The sequence below is a fragment of the Arthrobacter sp. Y3223166 genome (genome assembly GCF_059090935.1).
The window spans coordinates 33,716-58,206 of record NZ_JBNHGE010000005.1 but is presented as its reverse complement, the minus strand read 5'-3'; the positions used below and the strand labels follow the sequence as shown (position 1 = coordinate 58,206).

General features: G+C 67.9%; 24 protein-coding genes. 8 read left to right on the top strand and 16 right to left on the bottom strand.

Annotated features, from left to right (window positions below):
• Positions 1–34 precede the first annotated feature (34 nt).
• From AC5RUH_RS04515 to AC5RUH_RS04470, 10 genes are all read right to left on the bottom strand, one after another.
• Positions 35–1,117, bottom strand: a complete 1,083-nt coding sequence (locus AC5RUH_RS04515; RefSeq protein ID WP_494128014.1) for a YihY/virulence factor BrkB family protein — start codon at positions 1,115–1,117, stop codon at positions 35–37.
• Positions 1,089–1,688: a 2'-5' RNA ligase family protein gene (locus AC5RUH_RS04510; RefSeq protein ID WP_494128013.1), complete on the bottom strand. Its 600-nt coding sequence runs from the start codon at positions 1,686–1,688 to the stop codon at positions 1,089–1,091. The genes AC5RUH_RS04515 and AC5RUH_RS04510 overlap by 29 nt, the downstream gene beginning before the upstream one ends.
• Before the next feature lie 2 nt (positions 1,689–1,690).
• Positions 1,691–2,773, bottom strand: coding sequence for a tryptophan--tRNA ligase (gene trpS, locus AC5RUH_RS04505; protein WP_494128012.1), 1,083 nt, complete (start codon positions 2,771–2,773; stop codon positions 1,691–1,693).
• 11 nt (positions 2,774–2,784) lie between these two features.
• Positions 2,785–3,609: an exodeoxyribonuclease III gene (locus AC5RUH_RS04500; RefSeq protein ID WP_494001872.1), complete on the bottom strand. Its 825-nt coding sequence runs from the start codon at positions 3,607–3,609 to the stop codon at positions 2,785–2,787.
• 83 nt (positions 3,610–3,692) lie between these two features.
• Positions 3,693–4,220 carry a hypothetical protein gene (locus AC5RUH_RS04495; protein WP_494128011.1) on the bottom strand — a complete coding sequence of 176 codons (528 nt, stop codon included), beginning with the start codon at positions 4,218–4,220 and terminating at the stop codon, positions 3,693–3,695.
• A gap of 60 nt (positions 4,221–4,280) precedes the next feature.
• Complete coding sequence (locus AC5RUH_RS04490; RefSeq protein ID WP_494128010.1) at positions 4,281–4,640, bottom strand: VOC family protein; 360 nt, start codon at positions 4,638–4,640, stop codon at positions 4,281–4,283.
• 113 nt (positions 4,641–4,753) lie between these two features.
• Positions 4,754–5,587 (bottom strand): ABC transporter permease, encoded by an 834-nt coding sequence (locus AC5RUH_RS04485; protein ID WP_494001500.1) that lies wholly within the window; start codon positions 5,585–5,587, stop codon positions 4,754–4,756.
• Entirely contained in the window at positions 5,584–6,717 is a 1,134-nt protein-coding gene (locus tag AC5RUH_RS04480; protein ID WP_494128009.1) for an ABC transporter permease, read from the bottom strand. Before AC5RUH_RS04480 ends, AC5RUH_RS04485 begins: the two co-directional genes overlap by 4 nt.
• Positions 6,710–7,648 carry an ABC transporter ATP-binding protein gene (locus AC5RUH_RS04475; RefSeq protein WP_494023851.1) on the bottom strand — a complete coding sequence of 313 codons (939 nt, stop codon included), beginning with the start codon at positions 7,646–7,648 and terminating at the stop codon, positions 6,710–6,712. Before AC5RUH_RS04475 ends, AC5RUH_RS04480 begins: the two co-directional genes overlap by 8 nt.
• Before the next feature lie 218 nt (positions 7,649–7,866).
• A complete protein-coding gene (locus AC5RUH_RS04470; RefSeq protein ID WP_494128008.1) occupies positions 7,867–8,790 on the bottom strand; it encodes a LysR substrate-binding domain-containing protein in 924 nt (307 codons plus the stop codon).
• Between the two features lie 189 nt (positions 8,791–8,979).
• Between AC5RUH_RS04470 and AC5RUH_RS04465 the strand changes: the two genes are divergently transcribed.
• From AC5RUH_RS04465 to AC5RUH_RS04455, 3 genes are all read left to right on the top strand, one after another.
• Positions 8,980–10,170 (top strand): cytochrome P450, encoded by a 1,191-nt coding sequence (locus tag AC5RUH_RS04465; RefSeq protein WP_494128007.1) that lies wholly within the window; start codon positions 8,980–8,982, stop codon positions 10,168–10,170.
• A 60-nt stretch (positions 10,171–10,230) separates the two neighbouring features.
• Positions 10,231–10,557 (top strand): 2Fe-2S iron-sulfur cluster-binding protein, encoded by a 327-nt coding sequence (locus AC5RUH_RS04460; protein WP_494073554.1) that lies wholly within the window; start codon positions 10,231–10,233, stop codon positions 10,555–10,557.
• A gap of 291 nt (positions 10,558–10,848) precedes the next feature.
• A complete protein-coding gene (locus tag AC5RUH_RS04455; RefSeq protein WP_494128006.1) occupies positions 10,849–12,099 on the top strand; it encodes an NAD(P)/FAD-dependent oxidoreductase in 1,251 nt (416 codons plus the stop codon).
• A 157-nt stretch (positions 12,100–12,256) separates the two neighbouring features.
• Here the strand turns inward: AC5RUH_RS04455 and AC5RUH_RS04450 are convergent, their stop codons facing one another.
• Positions 12,257–13,156, bottom strand: a complete 900-nt coding sequence (locus tag AC5RUH_RS04450; RefSeq protein ID WP_494128005.1) for a LysR family transcriptional regulator — start codon at positions 13,154–13,156, stop codon at positions 12,257–12,259.
• Positions 13,157–13,438: 282 nt separating this feature from the next.
• On the opposite strand from AC5RUH_RS04450, the gene AC5RUH_RS04445 reads away from it, so the two are divergent.
• Positions 13,439–14,833, top strand: a complete 1,395-nt coding sequence (locus tag AC5RUH_RS04445; protein ID WP_494001507.1) for an MFS transporter — start codon at positions 13,439–13,441, stop codon at positions 14,831–14,833.
• Between the two features lie 290 nt (positions 14,834–15,123).
• Here AC5RUH_RS04445 and AC5RUH_RS04440 read toward each other — a convergent pair whose 3' ends face one another.
• The 4 genes from AC5RUH_RS04440 to AC5RUH_RS04425 all read right to left on the bottom strand — a co-directional run bounded on the left by AC5RUH_RS04440 (position 15,124) and on the right by AC5RUH_RS04425 (position 20,083).
• The gene (locus tag AC5RUH_RS04440; RefSeq protein ID WP_494128004.1) at positions 15,124–16,101 is read right to left on the bottom strand and encodes a putative endonuclease domain-containing protein; all 978 of its coding nucleotides are present in this window, start codon (positions 16,099–16,101) and stop codon (positions 15,124–15,126) included.
• Positions 16,102–16,556: 455 nt separating this feature from the next.
• Complete coding sequence (locus tag AC5RUH_RS04435; protein ID WP_494128003.1) at positions 16,557–17,456, bottom strand: bifunctional methylenetetrahydrofolate dehydrogenase/methenyltetrahydrofolate cyclohydrolase; 900 nt, start codon at positions 17,454–17,456, stop codon at positions 16,557–16,559.
• 1 nt (position 17,457) lies between these two features.
• Positions 17,458–18,738: a serine hydroxymethyltransferase gene (glyA, locus tag AC5RUH_RS04430; protein WP_494026109.1), complete on the bottom strand. Its 1,281-nt coding sequence runs from the start codon at positions 18,736–18,738 to the stop codon at positions 17,458–17,460.
• 247 nt (positions 18,739–18,985) lie between these two features.
• Positions 18,986–20,083: a S1C family serine protease gene (locus tag AC5RUH_RS04425; RefSeq protein ID WP_494128002.1), complete on the bottom strand. Its 1,098-nt coding sequence runs from the start codon at positions 20,081–20,083 to the stop codon at positions 18,986–18,988.
• Positions 20,084–20,412: 329 nt separating this feature from the next.
• Between AC5RUH_RS04425 and AC5RUH_RS04420 the strand changes: the two genes are divergently transcribed.
• The 4 genes from AC5RUH_RS04420 to AC5RUH_RS04405 all read left to right on the top strand — a co-directional run bounded on the left by AC5RUH_RS04420 (position 20,413) and on the right by AC5RUH_RS04405 (position 23,722).
• A complete protein-coding gene (locus AC5RUH_RS04420) occupies positions 20,413–21,522 on the top strand; it encodes an FAD-dependent oxidoreductase (RefSeq protein ID WP_494128001.1) in 1,110 nt (369 codons plus the stop codon).
• A gap of 5 nt (positions 21,523–21,527) precedes the next feature.
• A complete protein-coding gene (purU, locus tag AC5RUH_RS04415) occupies positions 21,528–22,388 on the top strand; it encodes a formyltetrahydrofolate deformylase (RefSeq protein ID WP_494128000.1) in 861 nt (286 codons plus the stop codon).
• 115 nt (positions 22,389–22,503) lie between these two features.
• Positions 22,504–23,115, top strand: coding sequence for a class I SAM-dependent methyltransferase (locus AC5RUH_RS04410; protein ID WP_494050201.1), 612 nt, complete (start codon positions 22,504–22,506; stop codon positions 23,113–23,115).
• Between the two features lie 73 nt (positions 23,116–23,188).
• The gene (locus tag AC5RUH_RS04405) at positions 23,189–23,722 is read left to right on the top strand and encodes a gamma carbonic anhydrase family protein (RefSeq protein WP_494076272.1); all 534 of its coding nucleotides are present in this window, start codon (positions 23,189–23,191) and stop codon (positions 23,720–23,722) included.
• A 15-nt stretch (positions 23,723–23,737) separates the two neighbouring features.
• Here AC5RUH_RS04405 and AC5RUH_RS04400 read toward each other — a convergent pair whose 3' ends face one another.
• Entirely contained in the window at positions 23,738–24,463 is a 726-nt protein-coding gene (locus AC5RUH_RS04400; protein WP_494076273.1) for a hypothetical protein, read from the bottom strand.
• Positions 24,464–24,491: the final 28 nt, after the last annotated feature.

Below are 24,491 nucleotides of genomic sequence, written 5' to 3'. Positions count from 1 at the left end.
GCCGATTCCTTCCGGGAGTCGGCGCCACCGGTGTTTAAGGTTCCGGCAGGGGCCTCCGCCGGCGCAGGCTCCACGCCCGCTGCCGCAGCGACCGGCCTCCCCCGGCCGCCTGCCGGGCCAGCGCGTCCGCCGTGCCGACCGCTCCCCAGGCGGTGGCGATCAGGTAGACCTGGCTCAGCAGGTAGAACCACACGAACAGACCCAGGATGACGGCGTAAGAAGCCAGCAACGGGTTGCTGCCCGCGTTGCCCAGGAGCGTCGAGGAGAAGTACCTGAGGACCGTACTGCCGACGCCGGCTAGCAAGGCGGACTGGAGCATCACCGGGCGTGGCATCCGGATCCCTGACGCCACGCGGAAAAGGACCACGGCAACCGCCGTATCCAGCAACAGCATGACCACGATGCCGGCAATCCGGGTCAGCGGAACCACGGCATCGCCTTCGATACGGAGCAATTCCACGATCAGGTCCAACGCGGTATTGGCTACGGCCGCTACGAGCGACGTCACGATCAAGGCCACGCCCACGATCAGCAGCGTGCCGGTGTCCTTGAGCTTGACCAGGACGACGTTCGTATCCAGCGGGGGCAGGTCGAAGATGCCGCGCATCCCCGTCCGCAGCCCGGCGATCCAGCCCAACGAGGTCCAGATCATGACTACGGTAGAGATGATCAGGCTGACCCCGAATGCCTCGCTGCGGGAGAAGAGCTCTTGGGGTGTGGCCAGGCCCCCGTCTCCGGTGTCAATTAGTCCCGGGATGAAGTCGTTCACCACCCGGATGATGGCCATCTGCAGGTCGCGGTTGCCGGAAACCACCAGGCCAAGGATGGAGAAACCGGCCACCAGCATCGCGGCCACGGAGAAGAACATCTTGTAGGCACACCCGGCCGCCAGCAACGACCCGTGCCTCAGGGCGTAGAGATTCATGACCCGCATCAGGCGCCGGGAGTTGAGCGTTGCCAGCCTGTACTTGGCCGCGGCCAGGACGCTTTGCAGTGTGCCTTCTTCGCGCTTGGCACGGCCTGCTTCCCGCCGCTGCCTTACGGCGGCGAGCAGCAGTTGCTGCCGTTCCAGCGGATCCGGCGTTGCCTCAGCCTGCTCCTGCTGGTCCGGCGCCAAAGGTCAACTCTTCCCGTAGTATCCACACACCAGTCTCGTCGTGCTCGTAGAGCCCCATGCTACTGACCCGGAATGCGGCGTCATAATCAGCGAGCTTGCTTTCGGCCGAGTCCATGCTGGCTTCGCTGACGTCGTGCGCCACGGTCACGTGCGGGTGGAAGCCGAACTCGAGGTCGCGTTCCAGCGGCCCGGACTGGAGTTTTTGGTGCAGCGCGACGCACTCGTCGAAGCCCTCGTCGATGCTCAGGTAGACCACGGGCGAAACGGGGCGGAAACTGCCCGTGCCGCGCAGGGAGAGGGTGAACGGGGACTGCGAACTGGCCACGGCCCGGACGTGCTGGACGGCCTCGTCCCAGTCGAGCACCGGAGTGGTGGTGACCAGGGTGATGTGCGGCGGTATCACCGAGGCCAGCGGGTCTCCGAACGAGGCCCGCCAGCCCTGCAGCTCACTGGCCATCGGCTCCGGGACCCCGATAACCACGCCGACGCAACCGACCGCCGTCCGGGCACCGCGGCCAGCACCGCCGTCGTGTTCCACACGGGCGATGCTGTCCTGGTCCTGCTGGCGCATGGCTAGCGCCCGCCTCCGGCGGGCAGGAAACCTACCTTGGAGTACACATCAGCGAGTGTAGCCGATGCGATTGAACGGGCCCTGTGGGCCCCGCGCGCCAGCAGCCGGTCCAGTTCGGCCGGATCGTCCAGCAGCTCCTGGGCCCGCGCCTGCACCGGGGCGAGCGTTTCGACGACCACCTCGGCCAGATCGACCTTCAGGTGACCGTACATCTTGCCCTGGTACTCCTGCTCAAGCTGCCCGACGGTCTTGCCCGACAGCGTGGAGTAGATGGTGAGCAGATTGGAGATGCCCGGCTTGGCCTCGCGGTCGAAGCGGATTTCCGTACCGTCGTCGGTGACGGCAGACTTGATCTTCTTGGCGGCCTGCTTCGGGTTGTCGAGTATGTTGATCAGGCCGGCGGTCGACTCGGCCGACTTGGACATTTTCGCTGTGGGGTGCTGGAGATCGTAGATCTTCGCCCCCTCCTTGGGGATCACCGCTTCGGGCACCACGAAAGTTTCCCCGAACCGGTGGTTGAACCGCTGGGCGAGGTTCCGCGCCAGTTCCAGGTGCTGGCGCTGGTCCTCGCCGACGGGCACGCCGTAGGGGCGGTACAGCAGGATGTCCGCGGCCATCAGCACCGGGTAGGCGAACAGCCCCACGGTCGCGGCGTCGGTACCGTTCTTCTGCGTCTTGTCCTTGAACTGGGTCATCCGGGAGGCCTCGCCGAAGCCTGTCACGCAGTTCAGGACCCAGGCCAGCTCGGCGTGCTCCGGCACGTGGGACTGGACGAAGAGCGCGGTGCGGTCGACGTCGATGCCGCCGGCGATGTACTGCGCGCAGGTGACCCTGGTGCGGTGGGCGAGATCCTTCGGATCGTAGTCAACGGTGATGGCGTGCAGGTCGGGGATGAAGTAGAAGGTTTCGTACTCGTCCTGCAGCTTGACCCAATTCACGAGTGCCCCCAGGTAGTTGCCCAGGTGCAGGGAGTCGGCGGACGGCTGCATGCCGGAGAGCAGCCGCGGACGCTCGGCCTGCGGCCGGCCCGCCTGCCCGGCGGCCCGCACGGCGGTGTCTGTCGGTTCTGTGGTTCCTGTGCTCATCGGGATGCTTCCTAGAACTGGTAGTCGACGACCAGCGGTGCGTGGTCGGAGAATCGGGCGTCGTAGGTGGCGGCACGGTCGACGGCGGCGGTCGTCGCGAGATCGGCCAGCGACGGGGTGGCCACCTGGTAATCGATGCGCCAGCCGGAGTCGTTGTCGAAGGCCTGGCCGCGCCAGGACCACCAGGTGTAGGGACCGCTGACATCCCCGGCCAGCGACCGGTGCACATCGCGCCAACCGATCTCCTCGCCGAAGAAGCGGTCGAAGTAGGCCCGTTCCTCGGGCAGGAAGCCGGCACGCTTGACGTTGCCCTTCCAGTTCTTGATGTCCAGCTCGGTGTGGCCCACGTTCAGGTCGCCGACGACCAGCGCGTAGTCCCGCTCGGCCTTCAGCTGCGGCAGGCGGTGGCACATGGCGTCCAGGAAACGGTACTTGTCCACCTGCTTGGGGGTGTCCACCTCGCCGGAATGGACGTAGGCGCTCACCACCGTCAGGGTCTTTTCGCCGTCGATGCCGTCCACCGCAAAGTCGGCCTCCACCCAGCGGCCGGCGGAGAGAAAGTACTCATCGCCGATGTGGCTGCGGGTGGCAGTGGGCTCCACGCGGGAGGCAATGGCGACACCGGCGCGGCCCTTGGCCTCGGCTTCGGCATGCAGAATGTGCCAGTCGCTGCCCAGCAGCTCACGTACTACCGCGTCCGGTGCGCGCACCTCCTGCAGGCAGAGGATGTCCACGTCCCGGACGGCCAGCCAGTCGGCCATCCCGCGCTTGTAGGCGGCGCGGATGCCATTGACGTTGACGCTGGCAATCCGCAGTGTCTTGCCTGCCTGGATCAGTCCGCCGGCGGCGTCGCGGGAGGTGGTCGGTGCGGTGGAAACGGTTGCCAAAGTCACCCGACTACCTTACCCAACCCTTCAGTTCAGCCAACAACTGTGCCGCTGACCGTTCCGCCGCCGTCTTCCTTGCGGATCATGCCGCGGCCGTTGTGGGCCGTGATCTCCACCGTTTCCAGCGCCCGGTCAACCATGCCCTCGTCTTTGCCGCGGTAGTCGCGGATCACCTTGGCCTGCACCTGGATGATCTTGAAGCTGTGGTCCAGCTTTTCGTCCCGCACGGCATTCGCCCTGGAGATTTCTTCCTCGACGAGGGCGGTACCGCCGCCGGGAGCGGGGTTGACCCGCCCGGCATATTCGGCCTGCACGTTGGCCAGCTTCTCCTTCGCCTTGCGGGTGGCACCGCGGACGCTGAACACCACGAAGGCGGCCAGGGCCAGCCATGCCAGCGACACCGCGACGACGATCCAGCCGATGACGTCGTTCTCATTGGCGGCAAAGATCACCGCGACCAGGAAGACAAGCACCAGCACTGCCAGACTGATGTTGCCGGCCTTGAACGGCAGCTGGCGGGCGGTGGATGAAACGGAAGACTCGGGACCAATTGATCGCATGGGCCTATTCTCTCAAATCCGCGCGCCTGCGTGCGCCGTGTCCGCCCACGGCTCAGCGCGCTACCACTGCACCAGGCAGAACGGGTGCCCGGCCGGGTCCAGGTACACCCTGAAGGTCTCGGTGCCCGAGTCCATGCTCGTGGCTCCCAGCTGGAGTACCAGTCCTTCGGCGATGTCCAGGTCCCGGACCCTGACGTCAACATGCATCTGCTGGGGATGCTCCTGTCCCGGCCACTGGGGTGGCTCGAAATCCCGGACCTGCTGGAAGGCGATGGCCGGCCGGTCCGGGGAATCCCCGATGCTGATCCAGCCGTCGTCGTCCTGTTGGACCCGGATCATGCCCAGCAGCTCCTCGTAAAAGGTGGCCAGTACATCGCTGTCCGGACAATCGATGACCAGTGCCTGCCACGTGCCGATCATGTGCCAGCTCCTTACTTGGTTCGGGCCTTTGGACGGTGTCTCCATCATTGATGGGCAGCAAGGGTGTGGCAAGGACAAAGGCGGCAGCCCGCCCGCCGCACGTCGGTCCGCGGTCAGTTCAGGAAGAGCTTGCGCAGCCTGCCAGTGGTCAGGATCAGCCCGAGCACGATCATGACCAGGAAGTACGCCACGTGGATCCAGGTGGCGGCGGTGAAGGCGCCGACGCTGAGCTGGCGCAGCAGTTCCACGCCGTGCCAGAGCGGGAATGCCTGGATCAGCCACTGGATCGGCTCCGGGTAGACGCTGAGCGGATAGAAAGTCGCAGAGAACAGGAACATCGGGAGCATGATGAAGTTGATCCAGTCCATCTGCTGGAACGTTTTCATGTAGCTGGTGATCGCCATGCCGAAGGAAGCGAAGCCGAAGGCCACCACCACGGCTGCGGGGATCATCAACAGCGCCCAGGGCGAGGTGATCAACCCCATCGCCCCCATCACCGCGGTGAAGCCGGTGGCGTAGAGCGCTCCTCGCATCAGCGCCAGCAGGATCTCGCCGAGCGCCACGTCCAGCGGTCCCAAAGAGGTGTACAACATGCCTTCGTAGAGCTTGGCAAAGTTCAGTTTGAAGAAGACGTTCCAGGTGGAGTCGTACACCGCGCCGTTCATCGCCGAGACGGCCAGCAGCGCCGGCGCAATGTAGTTCGCATAACCGATCTCGGTTCCGCCGGGGCCGCTTATCGTGCCGATCAGCGAGCCCAGTCCGATCCCCATCGCCACCAGGTAGAGGACCGGCTCGACGAAGCCGCTAACCATGATCGCCCAGTTGGTTCCCCAGGTCGCCTTGACGCCGCGGGCGAAGACCGCCCGCACGTTGCCGGCATAGAGCGAGCCAAACGGGCGGCGCGCCGGCTCGAGCCGCGGCGGCTGCGGGAGAACGTGCTGGCTCATTTGCCCAGCCTCCTGATATAGATGCGGCGCGCGAAGACCCAGCCGGCCGCGCAGAGGACGGCAAGGTAGGCGACGTGCAGCACGGTCAGCCAGGCCGGTTCAACATAGCCGTAGCTGAGCACCCGGCCCAGCTCCGTCGAATGCCACAGCGGCGAGATCCATCCGATCCAGCGCACCACCAACGGCATGGCCTCCAGCGGAAAGAACGTGCCGGAGAAGAGGAACAGCGGCATCACGATGAACCGCTGCACCAGCGCGAACTGGCCGCGGTCTTCTTCGATGCTGGCCGAGTACGCCATCAGCGGCAGCCCGAAGGCCATTCCGCCCAGGGCCGCCGTGATGACCATCAGCCAGGCGGTGGCCTCGGTCACCGCGCCGAAGATGACCAGGCAGAGGAAATACAAGCCGGTGGTCAGCAGCAGGCGGGCCAGCACGCCCAACGAGTGCCCGTTGACCAGTTGGTGGCTCTGCAGCGGCGAGGCGTTGGGACCGTAGTAGGTCTTGCGCCATCGGAACCCCGACATCACCGAGTACGTGTTCTCTTCGCTGGCCACCATGATCGCGGCGGTCGCCAGGAGGGCAGGCGCCACGAAGACCAGATACGGCACGGACTGGCCGTTTCCGGCGTCGAGCGAGGCGTTGGTGTTGGCGTCCACCAACGTGGCGAGCCCCACGCCCATGGCAAACAGGTATACCAGCGGCGTGCCGACCGCCGTCATCAAGACGGTCCAGCCGTAGCCGCGCAACTGCCGCAGCCAATGCTCCAGGAAGTAGACGGAACCGAAGTTCCGGGCGCGCTCGGCCGACTGCAGCGGGGTCAGCGGCGAGCGCAGGCCGGTGACTGGCCGCGTCAGCGCGTCGATCTCCCGCAGTGACAGCTGCTCCGGGGCCCGCGCATCGACCGAGCCCGCGGCGGCCGCGGCGTCCGGCACGGAGGCTGCAGCGGTCGCGGTCCGCCCGGACTCTTGGGCCGTGGGCGCCGGTGATTCTTCGGCCGCGCGGACCGGAGTTTCTTGGACCGCGCGCGCCGTGGTGTCTTTGGACCCGTGCGCCGCGATTTCTTCGGCCGGGCGCGCCGTGGTCTCCATGTCCTGCCCGCCCGGCACCTGCGGGGGCTGTTGCTCAGTCAATGAGGCTCCTGCCGGTCAGCCGGAGGAAGACGTCCTCCAGGCTGGAGCGCCGGACCAGGGATGTGATCGGGCGCAGGCCGCGGTTGGACACCTGCTCGAGCGCCGCCTCGCCGTCGTCGGCATAGACCAGCACACGGTCCGGCAGCGTTTCCAGCCGCTCCCCGATGCCGGCGAGCTCCGGGGCCACGGTGGTATTCCGCTCGGAACCGAACCGAAGCTCGAGGACCTCTCGGGTGGAATGTTCGCGGATCAGGGCTGCCGGCGACCCTTCCGCCATGATCTTTCCCTTGTCCACCACGATGAGTCGGTCGCAGAGCTGCTCGGCCTCGTCCATGTAGTGCGTGGTCAGGATCAGGGTCACGCCCGCTTCCTTGAGCCGGAAGAGCCGGTCCCAGAGGATGTGGCGCGCCTGCGGATCGAGTCCGGTGGTCGGCTCGTCGAGCAGCAGAACCTTCGGATCGTTCATCAGCGAACGGGCGATGGTCAGCCGCCGTTTCATGCCGCCGGAGAGGGCATCGACCTTCGCCTTGGCCTTGTCCGTCAGCTGCGCGAACTCCAGCAGTTCGTCCGCCTTGGGCCGCAGGTAGGAGTACGGCAGCCCGAAGTAGCGGCCGTAAACGATCAGGTTGTCGCGGACCTTCAGTTCCTCGTCCAGGTTGTCCTGCTGCGGCACCACGCCCAGATGCGCCCGCACCTCCGGCCCGTGTCGGTCCGGGTCCAGGCCCATGATGCTCAGTTCGCCGGACGTCCGCTGCGACACGCCGCCGATCATCCGCATCGTCGTGGACTTGCCCGCACCGTTGGGGCCGAGCAGCCCGAACGACTCCCCCGCCGGGACTTCGAAGGAGATACCGTCGACGGCGTTGAAATTGCCGTAGGTCTTCACGACGTCCCGGGCGGAAATGACGGCCGCGGAGGTTCGCTGAGGCAACCGGTGTGAGAGAGATGTTTGAGGCACTGCTATAGCCTAGATCACACTAGCGATTGAGGAAAGCCAATCGGGATTTAGCCCCCGGCGTGTCCGATTGGCAGCGGTGCCTGACCAAGCTGAGGCGCCGCGGCCGCCCGCGGTAGCTCCCCGGCGCGGCCGCCGGTGGTTGCGCCCGGCGGCGCCGCCGGCGGTGAGGCCCCGCGGCCGGCGGGGACGACTCATCGGCCAGAGCCGCCACTCTGGCGGGGCGCATGGGCCTCGACCGCATACCTGACCACCTCCGCGGCCCGGTCGGTCAGCCTGACCCCTTCGGGCCAGACGATCTTCACGCCAACCGGGCGGACCGCCGGCTCGATTGGCAACGCGGTGAAAGTCCGGCCTTCATAGGTGGCATCGCCGGACGGCCGCTGCACCAGGACCGAGTAGCCGATACCCCGCCCGACCAGCGAGCGGGTCAGCTCGAAGTCAGTGGTGCGGTACTTGATTTTCGGCACGACGGAAGCGTCACGGAACACCGACATCGTGTGATGGCTGCTCGGCGGTGCATCGAGCAGGATCATTGGCTCCTCGGCCAGGTCGGCCAGGCTCACCGCCTCCCGGCCGGCCAGCCGGTGGTCGGCCGGCAATAGCGCGTAGGCATGCATGGCGCCCAGCTGCACCGACTCCAGTCCCGGCCGCAGGTCCATGTCGTAGACGATGGCCAGGTCCAGCTCTCCCGTGAACAGCTTGTCCTGCACGGCATCCTGGGTGCCTTCGACGAAGTCCAACTGCACCTTGGGATGCTCGGCGGCGAAACGCTCCAGCAGCCCGGGCAGAACAGTCGGCGCCAACGTCAGATAGCAGCCCACCACCAGCGGGCCGGCCAGCTCTCCCCCGCAGCTGCTGGTGCTCAGCTCCAGCTCCTCCGCCTCCCGCAGGAAGGTTGAGGCGCGGGCGTGCAGTTGCCGGCCTGCAGGTGTCAGGCTGACGCCGTGTGCCTTGCGGCGGACCGTGAGCTGCGTGCCGAAAATACGCTCCAGTTCCTTCACTGCCGCGGCCACTGCCGTCTGTGAGACATGGAGTTCGTCGGCGGCGGCGGCAATCGTGCCGGCCTCTGCCACTGCGACAAAGTACGCCAGCTGCCGCAGCGTGTACCGGACCAAAGCGCCTCCTGCGCCGCAGGGATATAACCAAAGCTTTTCGGGGGATATTTCCCCTCTTTATGCACTTTACCGGCGGATATGCCTGCTGTCACACTCGTGGGAGACACACCTCACGCCGGGTACGGTGCGAGGCCCGCCGGCAAGGATCCGGCAACCCGTTTCCGGACCAACACGACGAGGAGAGCGAGAATGACCGCCGCCACCGAAGCCCGCCCGGTTCCCAACGCGGACTGGGTCACCATCCCGGATCTCTACCGGAACCCGTATCCGATCTATCAGAAGCTGCGGGCCGAAGCGCCCGTGCACTGGGTGCCCGCCGTCAACCGGTACATGGTTACCAGCTACCAGGCCTGCCACGTGATCGAGCAGGACCAGGAGCGTTTTTCCGCCAACGAGACCAACTCGCTCATGAAGCGGGCCATGGGCCACTCGATGCTGCGCAAGGACGACCCGGAGCATGAGGTGGACCGGAAATCCTACGGGAACGTGCTGCGGCCCAAAGCCATCAAGGAGCACTGGAACGCCATCTTCCAGGCCAACAGCGACAAATACCTGGCGCAGTTGAAGGCGGCCGGCCCGGGCGCCGACTTTGTCTGGGAGTATGCCGCTCCCTACGCCGCGGAAAACCTGCGGCTGATCATGGGCTTCCATAATGCCACCCAGGAAGACATGCAACGTTGGTCGCAGACCATGATCGACGGCACCGGCAACTACGCGGACGACCCGGACGTCTGGAGCAAGTCGGAGCAGTCGTACAACGAAGTCGACGACGCGATCGATGAAATCCTGCCCTACCTGCGCAAGAATCCGGATGCCAGCCTGCTGTCCGGGCTCACCTCCATGCCGATCCCGCTCGAGGCCATCCGGGCGAACATGAAGATGACCATCGGCGGCGGCCTCAACGAACCGCGCGACGTCCTTGGCACCACCGTGTGGGCGCTGCTGGCCAACCCGGAGCAGTTGGCCCAGGTGCTCGCTGACGAATCCCTCTACGCGCGCGCCTTCGAGGAGTCCGTGCGCTGGGTCGCACCCATCGGCATGTACCCGCGGGAGGTCACGCGCGACACCGTCGTGGAAGGCATGCAACTGCCGGCCGGTGCGCGGCTGGGCATCGTTGTCGGCGCAGCCAACCGCGACCCGGCGGTGTTCGAGGACCCCGAATCCTTTAACATCAACCGGGAAAAGAAGCCGCACCTGGCATTCGGCGGCGGCAACCACTTCTGCGCAGGCGCCTGGGTGGCACGCGCTTCGGTGGCACACATTGCCATGCCGCAGGTTTTCCGCGAACTGCCGAACCTCCGCCTGGATCCGGAGAACGCCCCGGTCGACGCCGGCTGGGTCTTCCGCGGCATGACCAAATTCCCGGTGCTCTGGGGCTAAGACCGGCCCGCGCACCCTTCCGTCCACCCAAACCAGCGCCCACAGCAAGGACAATTTCCCATGGCAAAGATCAGCTTCCACCACTCTGACGGCAACGTTGACGTGCTCGACGTCGACCCCGGCACCTCCCTGATGCGCGCCGCCGTGACCAACGGCGTCGACGGCATCGTCGGCGAATGCGGCGGCCAGGCCATGTGCGCCACCTGCCACGTCTACGTCCGCCCCGAATACCTCGACGGCCTGCCCGAAATCGGCGACGACGAAGACGAAATGCTCGACTGCACCGCCGGCCCCCGCGTCGAAACCCGCAGCCGGCTCGGCTGCCAGATCACGGTCGGCGACGGCCTCGAACAGATCGAAGTCGACGTCCCCGACGACCAGATCTGAGCCGTCCGGCCAACGGCGGCCGCTGCGGCGGCCGCCGTGTTGCCCGGCGCCGCGGCCTGTGTGAGCGGCCCGCAACCAATGCTGACCGAAGCCGCCACGGCGAACCACCGCGACGGCCGGGTGCGGTCCTAGGATCAAGGCACCGCAGCTCCCCGCGACACGGCCCGCAGCCGCCTGGGTGCCAACTCACCGCCGGCGACCACTTCGACGAACTCGAAGTCGACATCCCCGACGAGCAGGGGTAACCGGGCCGTTGCGCCCGCCTGCACGTCCCGCACCGAAAGGCCCTCCATGAACAGCCCGGAAAACATCGTCATTGTTGGCAACGGCCAGGCCGGCATCCAGCTGGTGGATTCGCTGCGCAAGGAAGGCCACACCGGTCCCATCACCCTGCTCGGCGACGAGCCGCACCACCCCTACCAGCGGCCCCCGCTGTCCAAGGACTACCTCGCCGCCGGAAAGACCCCGGCCCCGCTGCCGCTGCGCCCGGAAAAATTCTTCACCACCAACGACGTCGACGCCCGCCTCGGCGTGCGCGCCACCACCATCGACCGGGCCGCCAGGACCGTCACCCTCGACGACGGCACCACCCTGTCCTACACGAAGCTGGTGCTCGCCACCGGGGCCGCCAACCGCGAACTGGCCGTCCCCGGCGCCGGCCTGGCCGGCATCCACGGCCTGCGCACCCTCACCGACGCCCAGACCCTGCACGCCCGCCTGGACACCGTGGGCTCCGTCGTCGTCATCGGCGCCGGCTTCATCGGCCTGGAGTTCGCCGCCGCCGCCCGCGCCCGCGGCCTGGGCGTCACCGTCCTCGAGTACGCCGACCGGCCCATGAGCCGGGCCCTGACCCCCACCATGAGCGCGTTCTTCGCCGACGCCCACCGGCGCCTCGGCGTAAACCTGCGCCTCGGCGAAGGCATCGCCTCCTTCGACGCCGACGAGACCGGCCACGTCGCCGCCGCCATCAGCACCACCGGCGAACGCTACCCCGCGGACCTGGTCCTGGTCGGTGTCGGCGTCATCCCGCGCACCGAACTCGCCTCGGCCGCCGGCCTTGAGGTGGACAACGGCATCACCGTCGACGCCACCCTGCGCACCTCCGACCCGGACATCTACGCCATCGGCGACTGCGCGTCCTTCCCCAACCCCCACGCCGGCGCCCGCACCCGGCTCGAATCCGTGCAGAACGCCACCGACCAGGCCCGGCACGCCGCCCGCGCCATCCTGGGCACCGGGTCTGGCGGCTACGCGGATCTGCCCTGGTTCTGGTCCAACCAGGGGCCGCTGCGCCTGCAGATCGCCGGCCTGGTCGCCCCGGGCGACGAGGTAGTTCTCCGCGGCGACCCCGCCGACGAAAAGTTCTCCGTCTTCTGCTTCCGCAACGGCGCCCTCGCCGCCGTCGAATCCGTCAACCAGCCCGCGGACCACATGGCCGCCCGCCGCCTCCTCGCCGCCGGCGCCACCCTCACCCCCGAACAGGCCGCCGACCCCGCCTTCGACCTCAAGGCACACTCAAAACTGCAGCCGGCGGCGCTCTAGCAACAGCGCCGGTGCGGCAGGCAGCGGCAGCGGCAGCGGCAGCGGCAGCGGGTCAGGTTGTGTCGGCGGGTCAAGTGGTAGGTCAGGTTGTGTCGGCGGGTCAGGTGGTGGCAGGTCAGATTGCGCGCGGCGGGTCAGGTTGCGCGCGGCGGCAGGGTCAGGTGCCTCCGCCGCTGCCCAGTGCCTGCACGGCATGGCCCAACACCGCCTCGGCCCTGGGACTGAGGACCATGGTGTCCGGCCAGATCGCACACATGGTCGTCTGCGATACGGGCGGCAATAGCGGCCGCACCGCGACCGGCCGGCCTTCGACCGTCACGGCCGGGGCGGCCGGCCGTGACATCAGCAGCGCGTACCCCAGCCCCCGCCCGACGAGTGCCTGCACCAGCACCGCCTGCGGCATGGACGTGGCGACGTACGGGCGCAGGCCGCGTTCCTCAAAGACGCGATACGTGTTCGCCGTGCTCGGACTCGACTCGTACATGATGAGGGGTTCGGCGGCGAGGTCCGCCAAATCCACCGTTGACTGCCCGGCCAAGGGATGTTCCGGCGGCAGCACCGCCTGCAACTCGGTCTGATAGATGGTGCGCTGGCTGTACCCGGCGGGGAGCTCCATGTCGTAGACCATGGCCAGGTCCAGCAGCCCGGCGTCCAGGGCGGGCAGCAGGTCGTCGTGGGAGCCGACCGTGACGTCCACGCTGATGCCCGGATACTGTTCGGGCAGGCGATCGAGCACCGAGGGCAGGACGCTGCTGGCGAAGCTCGCGAAGCACCCCAACCGCACCGGTCCCTTCAGTTCGCCGGCTGCGCCTGAGAGGTCGCTGATCAGTGCTTCCGCATCGCGCAGCAGCAGTCGGGCCCGTTGCGCGAAGAACTGGCCCGACGGCGTCAGCTGGAGGCCGCGAGCCTTTCGCCGCACGCAGAGCTGCTCACCCGCGGCCCGTTCGAGGGCCGTGATGGCCTGCGACAGCGCGGACTCCGAGATGTTCAGGCTGGCGGCAGCCGAGCTCAGTGTCGGATGGTCCGGGAGGGCAGCGAAGAGTTGAAGCTGTCGCAAAGTGAAATCGACCACAATACTTCAGTCCAATCAAAGAAGTTCGCCGCTTATCTGAAGTTTACCGAGGATTGCGAGGCGTGTCACAATGGTTGTCACGTTCAACGTTCTGCCCCGAATGGTGGCTGATCCCAACCGGCGGGCATCGCCGGGCTGCCAAGCAGACCCGGCGGCGGAACCACACGACCCGGGCCGAAAACCCCGGCCTCGTTGTTCCCGCCCGCCTAAGCTCCACCCATCTGGTCGCGCCGGCCTCCTCGGTGTGACCGACCCAAGAGGACAACTATGAGCACTACAGTTTCCGGGCAATCGTCCGCCGCCAATCAGCGTCGCGTCGCGTTTGCCACCATCATCGGCACCACCATCGAGTGGTACGACTTCTTCATCTACGCCACGGCAGCGGGCCTGGTCTTCGCGCACCTGTTCTTCGAGCCGGCCGGCGAATCCATCGGGCTGCTCCTTGCCTTCGCCTCCGTTGGCATCAGCTTCCTGTTCCGGCCGCTTGGCGCCTTCCTGGCCGGACACTACGGCGACAAGCTCGGCCGCCGCGCCATGCTGGTCATCACGCTGATGATGATGGGAGCAGCGACGACGCTGATCGGCATCCTGCCCACCTACGAGACGGCCGGAATCCTGGCCCCGGTGCTGCTGCTCTCGCTGCGCATCCTGCAGGGCATCTCCGCCGGCGGCGAATGGGGCGGAGCCGTCCTGATGGCCGTGGAGCACGCCCCGCGTGACCGCCGCGGCCGTGCAGGGTCCTTCCCCCAGTTGGGTGTTCCGCTCGGCATGCTGCTCGCTTCGGGCGTCATGACTTTGATGACCGGCGTGATCTCCCCCGGCGAGGCCTTCCTTGAGTGGGGCTGGCGCATCCCGTTCCTGCTTAGCGTCGTGTTGATCGCCATCGGCTACATGGTTCGCCGCTCGGTGGACGAGTCCCCGGTGTTCAAGGAGATTGCCGACAAGAAGCAGCAGCAGAAGGTCCCCATCGTGGAACTGTTCCGCAAGCACTGGCTGCTGGTCATCCTGGCCGCACTGATCTTCGCCGGCAACAACTCTGCCGGCTACATGGCCACCGGCGGGTTCATCCCCAGCTACGCCACCAGCGAGGCAGTGGGCATGGAGCGCACCGACGTGCTGCTGGCCATCACGTTCGCCTCGGCCATGTGGTTCATCTTCACCGCCCTGGCCGGCATCATGGCCGACAAGATCGGTCGCAAGCGCACGTACCTGATTGGTTTCGGCGCCCAGCTGCTGACGGTCTTCCCGCTGTTCTGGCTGATCGACACCGGTTCGCTGGGCATGCTGTACCTGGCGCTGGCGCTGTTCAGTTTCGGCCTGGGCTTGAGCTACGGCCCGCAGGCGGCCTGGTACAGCGAGATCTTCCCGGCCTCCGTGCGATACTCGGGTGTCTCGATCGCCTACGCACTGGGCGCGATTCTCGGCGGCGCGTTCGCCCCAACCATCGCCCAGGCACTGATCAATTCCACCGGGACCAGCAGCTCCGTCTCGGCGTACCTGTTCGGCATGACGATCATCTCCATCATCGCTGTGCTGATCCTGCGCGACCGCCCCGGCATCGATCTGTCGATCAACAACCAGGCCGAGCAGGAAGTCGGGGCCACCGTCTTCGACAAGCGCCGCGGAGTTTCCACCGACGACGCCGTCAAGGCCGGCGTCTAAGCCACCAAGGTTGTGCTGGAGTAACCCCAGCTGACTCAACACCGAGGCGGGTGTCCTGCCGGAGCTATTCCGGCCGGACGCCCGCCTCGGTTGTGTCGGTCCGGTGCGTCGACCTCTTTGGCGCCCGATGGGACGTCGCGCCTCGGTCGTGTCGGTCCGATGCGTCGAGCTCTTCGGCGCCCCGATGGGACGCCCGCCTCGGTCGTGTCCGGCCGGTCCGTCGAGCTCTTCGACGCCCCGACCGGCGTCGTCTTTTTGCACCAGAACATGCTGCGGGGCCGGCTGTGAGCTCAGGCAGCCTGCTCCGCGGACCAGCCACGCCGCTGCAGTGCCGCGGTGATTTTTCGGATCGCGCGGTCTGCGCCGTTGGCCATGTGCCGCCTGGAGATCCGGACTTCGTCCCAGTCTGCTGCCCGGGCCCGTTCGGCCCGCTCGATGTCCCGCGCGATTTGGTCGGCCTGGCCGTGGCCTTCGCCCTCGTATTCGATGGCGATCCGGTATTCAGGCAGCGACAGGTCGGGGCTGTGCAGAATAGCGCCGTCGTCGTCCCTGATCGGCTTGTTCACCTCGGGTTCCGGCAATCCCGCGCTGAGCATGGCCAGCCGAAGCCTGGTCTCGGGCGGAGAGTCCGCTCCGACCCGGGCCAACGCCAAGGCTGCACGAGCCTTGCGCAGGCCCCGCTTTCCGGGGTGGCGGTTCAGCAGGGCCTGGAGATCCTCCCGGGTGGCGAATGGAGCCACGCGCCCTTCGAAGTCCGGCCGCGGAATGCGCAGGAGGTAGTCGGCTATCACCACCAAGTCAGCCAGATCGAGGGTTTCCGCCAGGTCCAGCCATGTCCGCGTGCGCGTCGTGAGGCACAGTCCATCCACCCAAGCCACTTCATCCGGGACGAGCCGGGATCGGTGGCCCGCCACGCCGGGGCGTTGCATCCGTGCGCGGTCGCTTGGACGCGAGATGTGGACCCGCCGATCGAAGCCGGCGGCAGGTTCGGGAAAGCCCCAAAGGCGTGCCGCGGTGTCATGTGAGGCAGCGCTCGAATCGCTGATCCGCGTGAACGGGCGCACGCGGGCTGCGAGGTCGAGGCCGGCCGGCTGGAGCGTGCAGATGCCCCGGCTTATGCGGATGAGGCGTGGGTGGCGCAACTGGCTCTTGCTCAGCCCCGATTTCAGGCCGTCCTCGATCGTGAACGCGGCGGCCTGCAGGTGCGGCGGGAGCGGCCTCAGCCGTGGCAGGTGCTGTTCCGGTCCCGGTCGGTGTGCTGGACTCATCCGGACATTATCTACAGCCGGCGCCCTGGCGTGCGGAAGTTGTTCACAGGTCATCGAGTGGCGGAAAGCTGCAGCGAACGTCGGCGTGTCGCTGCAACTTTCCACCAGTCGATTGTCGCCAAAGTTGCCGCCGCCCCGGGGGCTGCCGACGATTGGCTGCCGTAACAGTTTCGGCAGCCGCTCATGATTGGTCTCCTGCTCAGTCCGGCCGCCGCTGACTGTCTATCGCGTGGGGAGGCCAAGCGCCCGGCCGGTGAGCCCAAGAGCCCGCCGCTGATTCTCCGGCCGCGCACGAGGTAACCCCCGCCCGCCGCTGACTGTCCGCCGCGCGCGAGGCCAAACCCCGGCCGCCGGCTTTACCGGACAAGGCCAGCTGTACCAAGCAGCGCGGCCGGAAACGTCAGAGGGCGGCGTCCGGGATCCGGACACCGCCCTCTTGAGGTTCAGCGCAAGGTTCAGCCGGCCTGGCGCTCGGCGGCTCCCACGACGTTGGCCAGCAGCATGGCACGCGTCATCGGGCCGACGCCGCCCGGATTGGGCGAGAGCCAGCTGGCCACGTTGCGGGCCTCGGGCTCCACGTCGCCGGTCACCCGGGCCTTGCCGTCCTCGTCCTCGACGCGGCTGACCCCAACGTCCAGCACGACGGCGCCGGGCTTGAGGTCGGATGCCTTGATCATGTGCGGCATCCCGGCAGCGGCAATCACGACGTCGGCCTCGCGCAGTTCCGCCGCCAGGTCGATCGTTCCGGTATGGGCAAGGATCACCGTCGCGTTGATCTCCTTGCGGGTCAGCAACAGGCCCAGGGGGCGCCCCACGGTGACGCCACGGCCAACGACCAGCACGCGTTTGCCGGCCAACTCGACGTCGTGGCGCAGCAGCAGCTCGACACAGCCGTGCGGGGTGCAGGGCAGCGGCGAGTCCAGCGGCTCACCCACGTTGAGCACCAGCCGGCCCAGGTTCATCGGGTGCAGGCCGTCGGCGTCCTTGGCCGGGTCGATCTTCTCCAGGATGCGGTTGGTGTCGATGTGCTTGGGCAGCGGCAGCTGCACGATGTAACCGGTGCAGGCCGGGTCGGCGTTGAGCTCATCGAGGACCGCTTCGAGTTCCTCCTGCGAAACGGAGTCGGGCAGGTCGCGCCGGATCGACTCGATGCCCACTTCGGCGCAGTCTTTGTGCTTGCCGCCGACGTACCATTTGCTGCCCGGGTCCTCACCGACGAGCACGGTCCCCAGGCCGGGCACGATGCCCCTGGCCTTGAGCGCCGATACCCGTTCCGTGAGCTCGTTCTTGATTTGCGCCGCGGTGGCCTTGCCGTCCAGCACGCGGGCCGTCGGCGGGGTCGTATAGAGGTTCATGTCACCACTCCTCGTGGCCGGGGTAGAGCGGGAAGTCGTCGGCAAGCTTCTTCACGCGGGCCCGCAAGGCGGCAGTATCGGCGCCACCCTTGAGCGCGGTGGCAATGATGTCTGCGACCTCGGTGAATTCGGCCGCCCCAAAACCGCGGGTGGCCAGCGCCGGCGTACCGATGCGCAGCCCCGAGGTAACCATCGGCGGGCGCGGATCGAACGGCACGGCGTTGCGGTTGACGGTAATGCCAGCCTCGTGCAGCAGGTCTTCGGCCTGCTTGCCGTCCAACTGGGAATTGCGCAGGTCCACCAGGACCAGGTGGACGTCGGTGCCGCCGGTCAGCACGGACACGCCGGCCTCGGCCACGTCGGCGGCGGCCAGGCGCTCGGCCAAGATCCGGGCGCCTTCGAGCACGCGTTCCTGGCGCTGCTTGAATTCCTCGCCGGCGGCAATCTTGAAGGCCACCGCCTTGGCAGCGACCACATGCATCAGCGGGCCGCCCTGCTGACCCGGGAAAACGGCCGAGTTGACCTTCTTGGCGAAGGATTCCTTGCCCAGGATCACGCCGGAGCGCGGGCCGGACAGGGTCTTGTGGACCGTGGAGGTGACGATGTCCGAGTGCGGAACCGGGTTCGGATGCAGGCCGGCGGCGACCAGCCCGGCGAAGTGTGCCATGTCGGTCCAGAGGTAGGCTCCGACCTCGTCGGCGATGGAACGGAAGGCCTCAAAGTCCAGCTGGCGGGGGTACGCGGACCAGCCGGCCACGAGCACGTTCGGACGTTCGGCCAGCGCCTGCTCGCGGACCTTATCCATGTCCACCCGGAAGGTCTTCGGGTCAACCTCGTAGGCGGCGACCTGGTAGAGCTTGCCAGAGAAGTTCAGCCTCATCCCGTGCGTGAGGTGGCCACCGTGCGCCAGGGACAGGCCCATCATCTTGTCGCCCGGCTGGATCAGGGCGGAGAGGGCGGCCGCGTTGGCCTGGGCGCCGGCGTGCGGCTGGACGTTGGCGAATTCCGCGCCGAAGAGCGACTTGGCCCGCTCGATGGCCAGGTTTTCGGCGACGTCTACGTGCTCGCAGCCACCGTAGTAGCGCCGTCCCGGGTATCCCTCGGCGTATTTGTTGGTCAGGACCGAGCCTTGGACTTCGAGCACCGAACGCGGCGCGAAGTTTTCGGAGGCGATCATTTCGAGAGTGTCGCGCTGGCGACCGAGTTCGGCGTCGATCACGGCGGCGATTTCAGGATCCACCTGGGACAGCGGCAGATCGGTCACAGAGGGCGTAGAAGTCAAGGGAGAATCTCCTGGGTGGTGGGGCTTATCTCACTGCTACAGGCCAGATTACCGGCTGCAGGCACCCGCACGCATGACGCATGACCTGCCCCGGACACACTCCGGCCCGAACGTGACCTTACGTCCCAGGCGTGCGATCCGAGGTCGGTATATGCAGGAGCGGTAACCGACGGTTTCCGGCCCTGCTGCCACTTCCTGGTGGTGTCCCACCTAACGCCAGTCGCGGCGAGCCAATCCTAGCAGCCGGTCACGGCACCGGGCGGTCCGAGAGCGCAACCTGCACGCTTCGGGTCTCGTCGTCGCGGCGCACTTCCACGCTGACCGTGTCGCCCGGGTTGTGCTGGCGGATGGCGGCCAGCAGGTCTTCGGCGCTCGCCAGCGCCTCGCCGTCCACGCTCAGCAGCACATCGCCGGCGCGGATTCCCGCCTCGTCGGCCGGGCCGCCGTCGCCTACGGACAGGGCCAAAACGCCCTCCGCCTGGGGCACGCCGAGCTGCTCGGCGATCGCCGCCGTGATGCTGGCGGGAGTCAGGCCCATGAAAGCGTGGTCGGCGGTTCCGTCTTCGAGCAGTTCCTCGGCCACTTCCCGGGCGGTGGCGGCGGGGATGGCGAACCCGAGCGACACCGCGCCCGCCTCCGGCGGGATGTAGGCCTCACTGATGCCCACCACCTGGCTCCGCGCATTGACGACGGCGCCGCCCGAGTTGCCGGGGCTGATCGGCGCGTCGGTCTGGATCAGGTCCACCAGCGCCAGGCTCGACGAGGCGGATCCCGGGATGGAACGGTGCAGGCCGGAGATAATGCCTGCCGTGGCAGTATTCTCGAAGCCCAGCGGCGAACCGATCACCACGGCAAGTTCGCCGATCGTCGGCAGCGACGTGTTGAACTCGGCGGCCGGGAGCCCGTCGCGCTCGGTCCGCACCAAGGCCAGATCGGACACCGCATCCGTCGCCAGGACCTTGCCCGCGCTGCGTTGCCCGTCGGCGAAGCCAACCTCGACGGTGGTGCTGTCGCCGACCACATGTTCATTGGTCAGGATCAGCCCGTCTTCGGAATAGACCACGCCGCTGCCCAGGCCGTTGTCGGTAAAGACCGTCACCACGGACGGCTGCACGTTCTCCACGATCTCCGGAATGCCGCCGGCAGGCTGCGCCCCCGCGGGCTGTCCTCCTGCATCACCCGGCGCCTGCGTGGTCCCGCCGGTCGCGGCCGGGTCCCCTCCGCCGGTCACGGCCGGCTCCCCGCCGGTTTCGCCGGTGCACCCGGCCAGGCCAGCCAGGAGCGCGGCGGTCAGCAGCACGCGCCCTGCATTACGGAGCGTTTTCTCCCGTTCCAAATGCGTCATGGCCCGGACCTTCCGTCGTCGCTGCTGCCACCCTAGACCCATCGTGATTGGCAGAAAACGCCTTCCGGCCATCGGATGGATCCGGACGCGATACTCTTCCCGCCGGCCCGCCACACTCTCGGGCCGGTCTGCCATGGGATCCCGGGCCACCGGCCCGCTGCGCTCTCGGGCCCGCCTGCCACGCTCCCCCGCCGCCCGCCTCAGCGTCCCGCCGGCCCGCCACGCTCCCCGCCCGCCTCAGCGTCCCGCCCGCCCGCCACGGAATACCCTGCGGGCGGCCATCGTTGCACCGGACAGATGTTGAAGTGTCAACAAATCGGAGGGGCATCGTGACGGACCAAGCAATCGGCACCGGGCAACAGCCGCTGCAGGCGGTGGTGATCGGCGCGGGCCAGGCCGGGCTGAGCGCCGCCTACCAACTGGCCCGCCGCGGCCTGGTCCCGGACCAGGACTTCGTGGTCCTCGACGCCAACGACGGCCCCGGCGGCGCCTGGCGCCACCGCTGGCCCTCGCTGACCTTCGACGCGGCGCACGGCCTGCACGACCTCCCCGGCCTGCCCCTCGGGGTTCCGGACCCGCAGGAGCCGTCCTCCGCCGTCGTGCGCCGTTATTACGGCACCTACGAGCGGCGGTTCAATCTCCCCGTGCACCGCCCCGTGCGCGTGACCTCGGTGGACGACGACGGTGCCTTCCTGCGCGTGCGCAGCGCCACCGGCGGCGAGTGGCAGGCGCGGACCGTCATCAGCGGCACCGGCACCTGGGACAAGCCGCACTGGCCGCACTACCCGGGCCGGGAGACGTTCCGCGGCCGCCAGTTGCACACCCGGAACTTCTGGTCGGCCGACGAGTTCCGCGGGCAGCGGGTGCTGGTGGTCGGCGGCGGGACGTCCGCGCTGCAGTTCCTGCTCCAACTGGACGCGGCCGGCGCGGACACGCTCTGGTCCACCCGCCGCGACCCCGACTTCACCGCGGCCCCGTTCGACATGGAATGGGGTGTCGACGTGGAACGCCGGGTCGGCGAGCGCACGCGCGCGGGCCTGCCGACCCTGAGCGTGGTTGCCGCCACGGGGCTGCCGCTGACCGAGACGTACCGGAAGGGCATCGACGACGGCGTGCTCGTCTCGCGCGGAAAGCTGGCCCGCATCACTGAGCACGGCGTCGAATTCGCCGACGGCTCGGCCGAAGACGTGGACGTCATCCTCTGGGCCACCGGATTCCGGCCGTCACTGGACCACCTGGCGCCGCTTCGGCTGCGTGAACCGGGCGGCGGGATCAGGATGGGCGACGACGGCGTCTCGGTGGTGAAGGAGCCGCGGCTGTTCTTGGTGGGATACGGCGCATCCGCGTCCACGGTCGGGGCCACCCGCGCCGGCCGGGCGGCTGCCGTGGCCGCGGGCAGGTACCTTGCCGCGGAAGCCGAAGCGCAGCCGGTAGCCTAGGATGCGTGACTGAAGCCCCCGCCGCCACCGCCTACACCCTGATCCTCTCCTGCCCGGACCGCCCCGGCATCGTGCATGCCGTCGCCGGCGCCCTGGCCGGGGCCGGCGGAAACATCACCGACTCGCAGCAGTACGGCAGCCCGCAGTCGGGCCGGTTCTTCATGCGGGTGGCTGTGGCCACGGACCTCTCCTACACAGAACTCCATGACCGGCTGCAGCCGGTCGCGCAGGAGTTCGGCATGGACTGGAAGCTGCGCCGCGACGGCGTGAAGATGCGCACGCTGGTGATGGCGTCCAAGTCGGCGCACTGCCTGAACCACCTGCTGTTCCTGCAGCGCTCGGGCACGTTGCCGATCGAGATCCCCGCCATCGTCTCCAACCATCAGGACCTGGCCGAGCTCGCCGCGTTCTACGGCATCCCCTTCCACCACATTCCCGTCACACCGGACACCAAGCCGCAGGCCGAGCAGGCCCTGCGGGACCTGGCCGAGCAACACGACGTGGAACTGGTGGTGCTGGCCCGCTACATGCAGGTGCTCAGCAACGAGCTCTGCACCGAACTGGCCGGCAAGGCCATCAACATCCACCACTCGTTCCTGCCCAGCTTCAAGGGCGCCAGGCCGTACCACCAGGCGCACGCCCGCGGCGTGAAGCTGATTGGCGCCACGGCGCACTACGTCACCGGGGACCTGGACGAGGGCCCGATCATCGACCAGGAAGTCATTCCGGTCCGCCACGCCCACACCGCCGAACAGTTCGTGGCCTTGGGCCGGGACGGCGAGGCGCGCACCCTGGCCCGCGCCGTGCAGTGGCACGCCGAACACCGCGTGCTCCTCGACGGCACCCGCACCGTCGTTTTTAACTAGTTCGACGCCGGCGTCCACGCGCCGGGCTCCTCTCGTCGGGGCCCGCTCAGTGGTCCATTTACGACGGCGGTGTCCGCCCCTGTGCCCGGCCCGGCGCAGGGCGTACTCTCATCGGATGGGCAACCATGAGCCTGAACTGAGGGCGTTCTACGACCAGCAGGCGCCCGAGCGCGACCGGCGCTGGAGGGATCCCCGCAGGGACGCAGCCCGGCAGGAATTCATTGCCTCCCTGGTCGCAGCCCGGCGGCACAGCGTGTTGGAGATCGGCTGCGGCACCGGCACGGACGGGCTCGCGTTCAAGGCGGCGGGAATCCATTACACCGGCGTGGATTTGTCCGAGCAGAACGTCCGGCTGGCCCGGACGAAGCACCTGGAGGCGGTGGTCGGCTCGGCCCGGGAGTTGCCGTTCGCGGGGGGAACGTTCTCCGCCGGTTGGACCATGAGCACGCTGTTGCACATCCCCGACCAGGACCTGCCGGATGTTCTCGCCGAAACCATGCGGGTGTTGGCCTCGGGCGCTCCGCTGGCGGTCGGGCTCTGGTCCGGCGACGACGAGGAGGGCATCGTTGCCGACGACGACTTCGAACCGCGCCGCTTCTACAGCCGCCGCAGCGACGCAACCGTCCGGCGGCTCTTCGGGGAGCACGGCCTGATCTCCGGTTTCACCACCTGGGAGCGGCCGGAGTCCGACCGGCACTATCAGTTCTTTATCCTGACCAAGCCGTAACCGGCAGGCTCCGCGGCACGGAAGGTCCGTCACGAAGCTCCTGCGGCGGGTCCGGTGTCGCTAGGCTGATGGGATGGCCCACATCATCACCATCTCCGGCATGCTGCCGGCCGTCGATCCGTCCGCCTTCGTCGCCCCCACGGCGACGCTCAGCGGCGACGTGGCGCTGGCAGCCGACTCCAGCGCCTTCTACGGCGTCAGCGTCCGCGGCGACACCGCTCCCATCCGCGTCGGCGAGCGCAGCAACCTGCAGGACAACGTGGTCCTGCACGCGGACCCCGGTTTCCCCTGCACCGTCGGCGCCGGCGTCAGCGTCGGCCACGCCGCCGTGATTCACGGCTGCACGGTCGAGGACAACTGCCTGATCGGCATGAGCGCCACGGTCATGAACGGTGCGGTGGTCGGTGAGGGTTCGCTGGTGGCAGCCGGCGCCGTCGTGCTGGAGGGCACACAGATTCCCCCGCGTTCGCTCGTCGCGGGTGTCCCGGCCAAGGTCCGCCGCGAACTCAGCGAGGACGAGTACCAGTCGGTGCTGGACAACGCCGCCCGCTACGTGGAAATCGCCGCCTTGCACCGCGACGCGATCGACGACGCCGCGGAGGCATAGCCGCCGAGAGCCCGGTCAGGCCGTGGATTGCTGCAGGTGCCTGGCCGGATCGAGGGTCTCAAAGGCGGCCGTGCCGATCATGAACGTACCGCGCTGCGGGACCCAGAAGCCGCCCAGCCTGGCCTGCTCGGGAAGCGGTCCCGGCGGCCCGAAGTCCGTTGCCCCCAGCCGTGCACTGCTGTTGTCAATGAACCACAGCCGGCGCGGGGCGGCGCGGAACCGCTGCCGGTTCGGGGCGGTCCCCGCCAGCCGCATCCGCCCCAGCCGCAGTGCCGGGCCTGACATGACGCCCATGGCGGCCAGGAAGGGGCCACTCTGCCACAGCCGGTCCGGCGTCTTGGCCGTCATTCCGGACATGAGCCGGGTGACCGGAGTGTCCGAGACGGTTGCGTCCCAAGAGAAGTCGATGTCCGGGATGGACACGGTGAAACCGCGCGGCCCGGTCCAATCAACCGCGATGGCGTGCACCGAGGTGTGCCGCAGTCCGCTGCCGAAATACCGGGGACAGGATTTTTCCGCCGGCACCGTGGTGAAGATGCTCCAGTTTTCGGCGGGGTCACGCAGCCACACGGAGGTGTAGCCGGGGCCGACCGAGGTGACAGGAAACCGCCGCAGCCCCAGCACATGGCCGGAGGAGAAGGTCAGCCCCGACACGACGTAACCGAAGAACCGTTCGTCGTCGCCGGCGGGAAGCCGTGCGTTGCGTTCCAGATCGTTGACAGTGAGCCTGAGGTCTTCCATGTCATTCGCCTCCGCGCTTTGCGGCCAG

Excerpts from the sequence above, each read along its gene's own strand:
- AC5RUH_RS04510 (WP_494128013.1), bottom strand. The coding sequence starts at position 1,688 with ATGCGCCAGCAGGACCAGGACAGCATCGCCCGTGTGGAACACGACGGC.
- trpS (WP_494128012.1), bottom strand. The coding sequence starts at position 2,773 with ATGAGCACAGGAACCACAGAACCGACAGACACCGCCGTGCGGGCCGCC.
- AC5RUH_RS04495 (WP_494128011.1), bottom strand. The coding sequence starts at position 4,220 with ATGCGATCAATTGGTCCCGAGTCTTCCGTTTCATCCACCGCCCGCCAG.
- AC5RUH_RS04490 (WP_494128010.1), bottom strand. The coding sequence starts at position 4,640 with ATGATCGGCACGTGGCAGGCACTGGTCATCGATTGTCCGGACAGCGAT.
- AC5RUH_RS04485 (WP_494001500.1), bottom strand. The coding sequence starts at position 5,587 with ATGAGCCAGCACGTTCTCCCGCAGCCGCCGCGGCTCGAGCCGGCGCGC.
- AC5RUH_RS04465 (WP_494128007.1), top strand. The coding sequence starts at position 8,980 with ATGACCGCCGCCACCGAAGCCCGCCCGGTTCCCAACGCGGACTGGGTC.
- AC5RUH_RS04460 (WP_494073554.1), top strand. The coding sequence starts at position 10,231 with ATGGCAAAGATCAGCTTCCACCACTCTGACGGCAACGTTGACGTGCTC.
- AC5RUH_RS04455 (WP_494128006.1), top strand. The coding sequence starts at position 10,849 with ATGAACAGCCCGGAAAACATCGTCATTGTTGGCAACGGCCAGGCCGGC.
- AC5RUH_RS04445 (WP_494001507.1), top strand. The coding sequence starts at position 13,439 with ATGAGCACTACAGTTTCCGGGCAATCGTCCGCCGCCAATCAGCGTCGC.
- AC5RUH_RS04440 (WP_494128004.1), bottom strand. The coding sequence starts at position 16,101 with ATGAGTCCAGCACACCGACCGGGACCGGAACAGCACCTGCCACGGCTG.
- AC5RUH_RS04435 (WP_494128003.1), bottom strand. The coding sequence starts at position 17,456 with ATGAACCTCTATACGACCCCGCCGACGGCCCGCGTGCTGGACGGCAAG.
- AC5RUH_RS04425 (WP_494128002.1), bottom strand. The coding sequence starts at position 20,083 with ATGACGCATTTGGAACGGGAGAAAACGCTCCGTAATGCAGGGCGCGTG.
- AC5RUH_RS04410 (WP_494050201.1), top strand. The coding sequence starts at position 22,504 with ATGGGCAACCATGAGCCTGAACTGAGGGCGTTCTACGACCAGCAGGCG.
- AC5RUH_RS04405 (WP_494076272.1), top strand. The coding sequence starts at position 23,189 with ATGGCCCACATCATCACCATCTCCGGCATGCTGCCGGCCGTCGATCCG.
- AC5RUH_RS04400 (WP_494076273.1), bottom strand. The coding sequence starts at position 24,463 with ATGGAAGACCTCAGGCTCACTGTCAACGATCTGGAACGCAACGCACGG.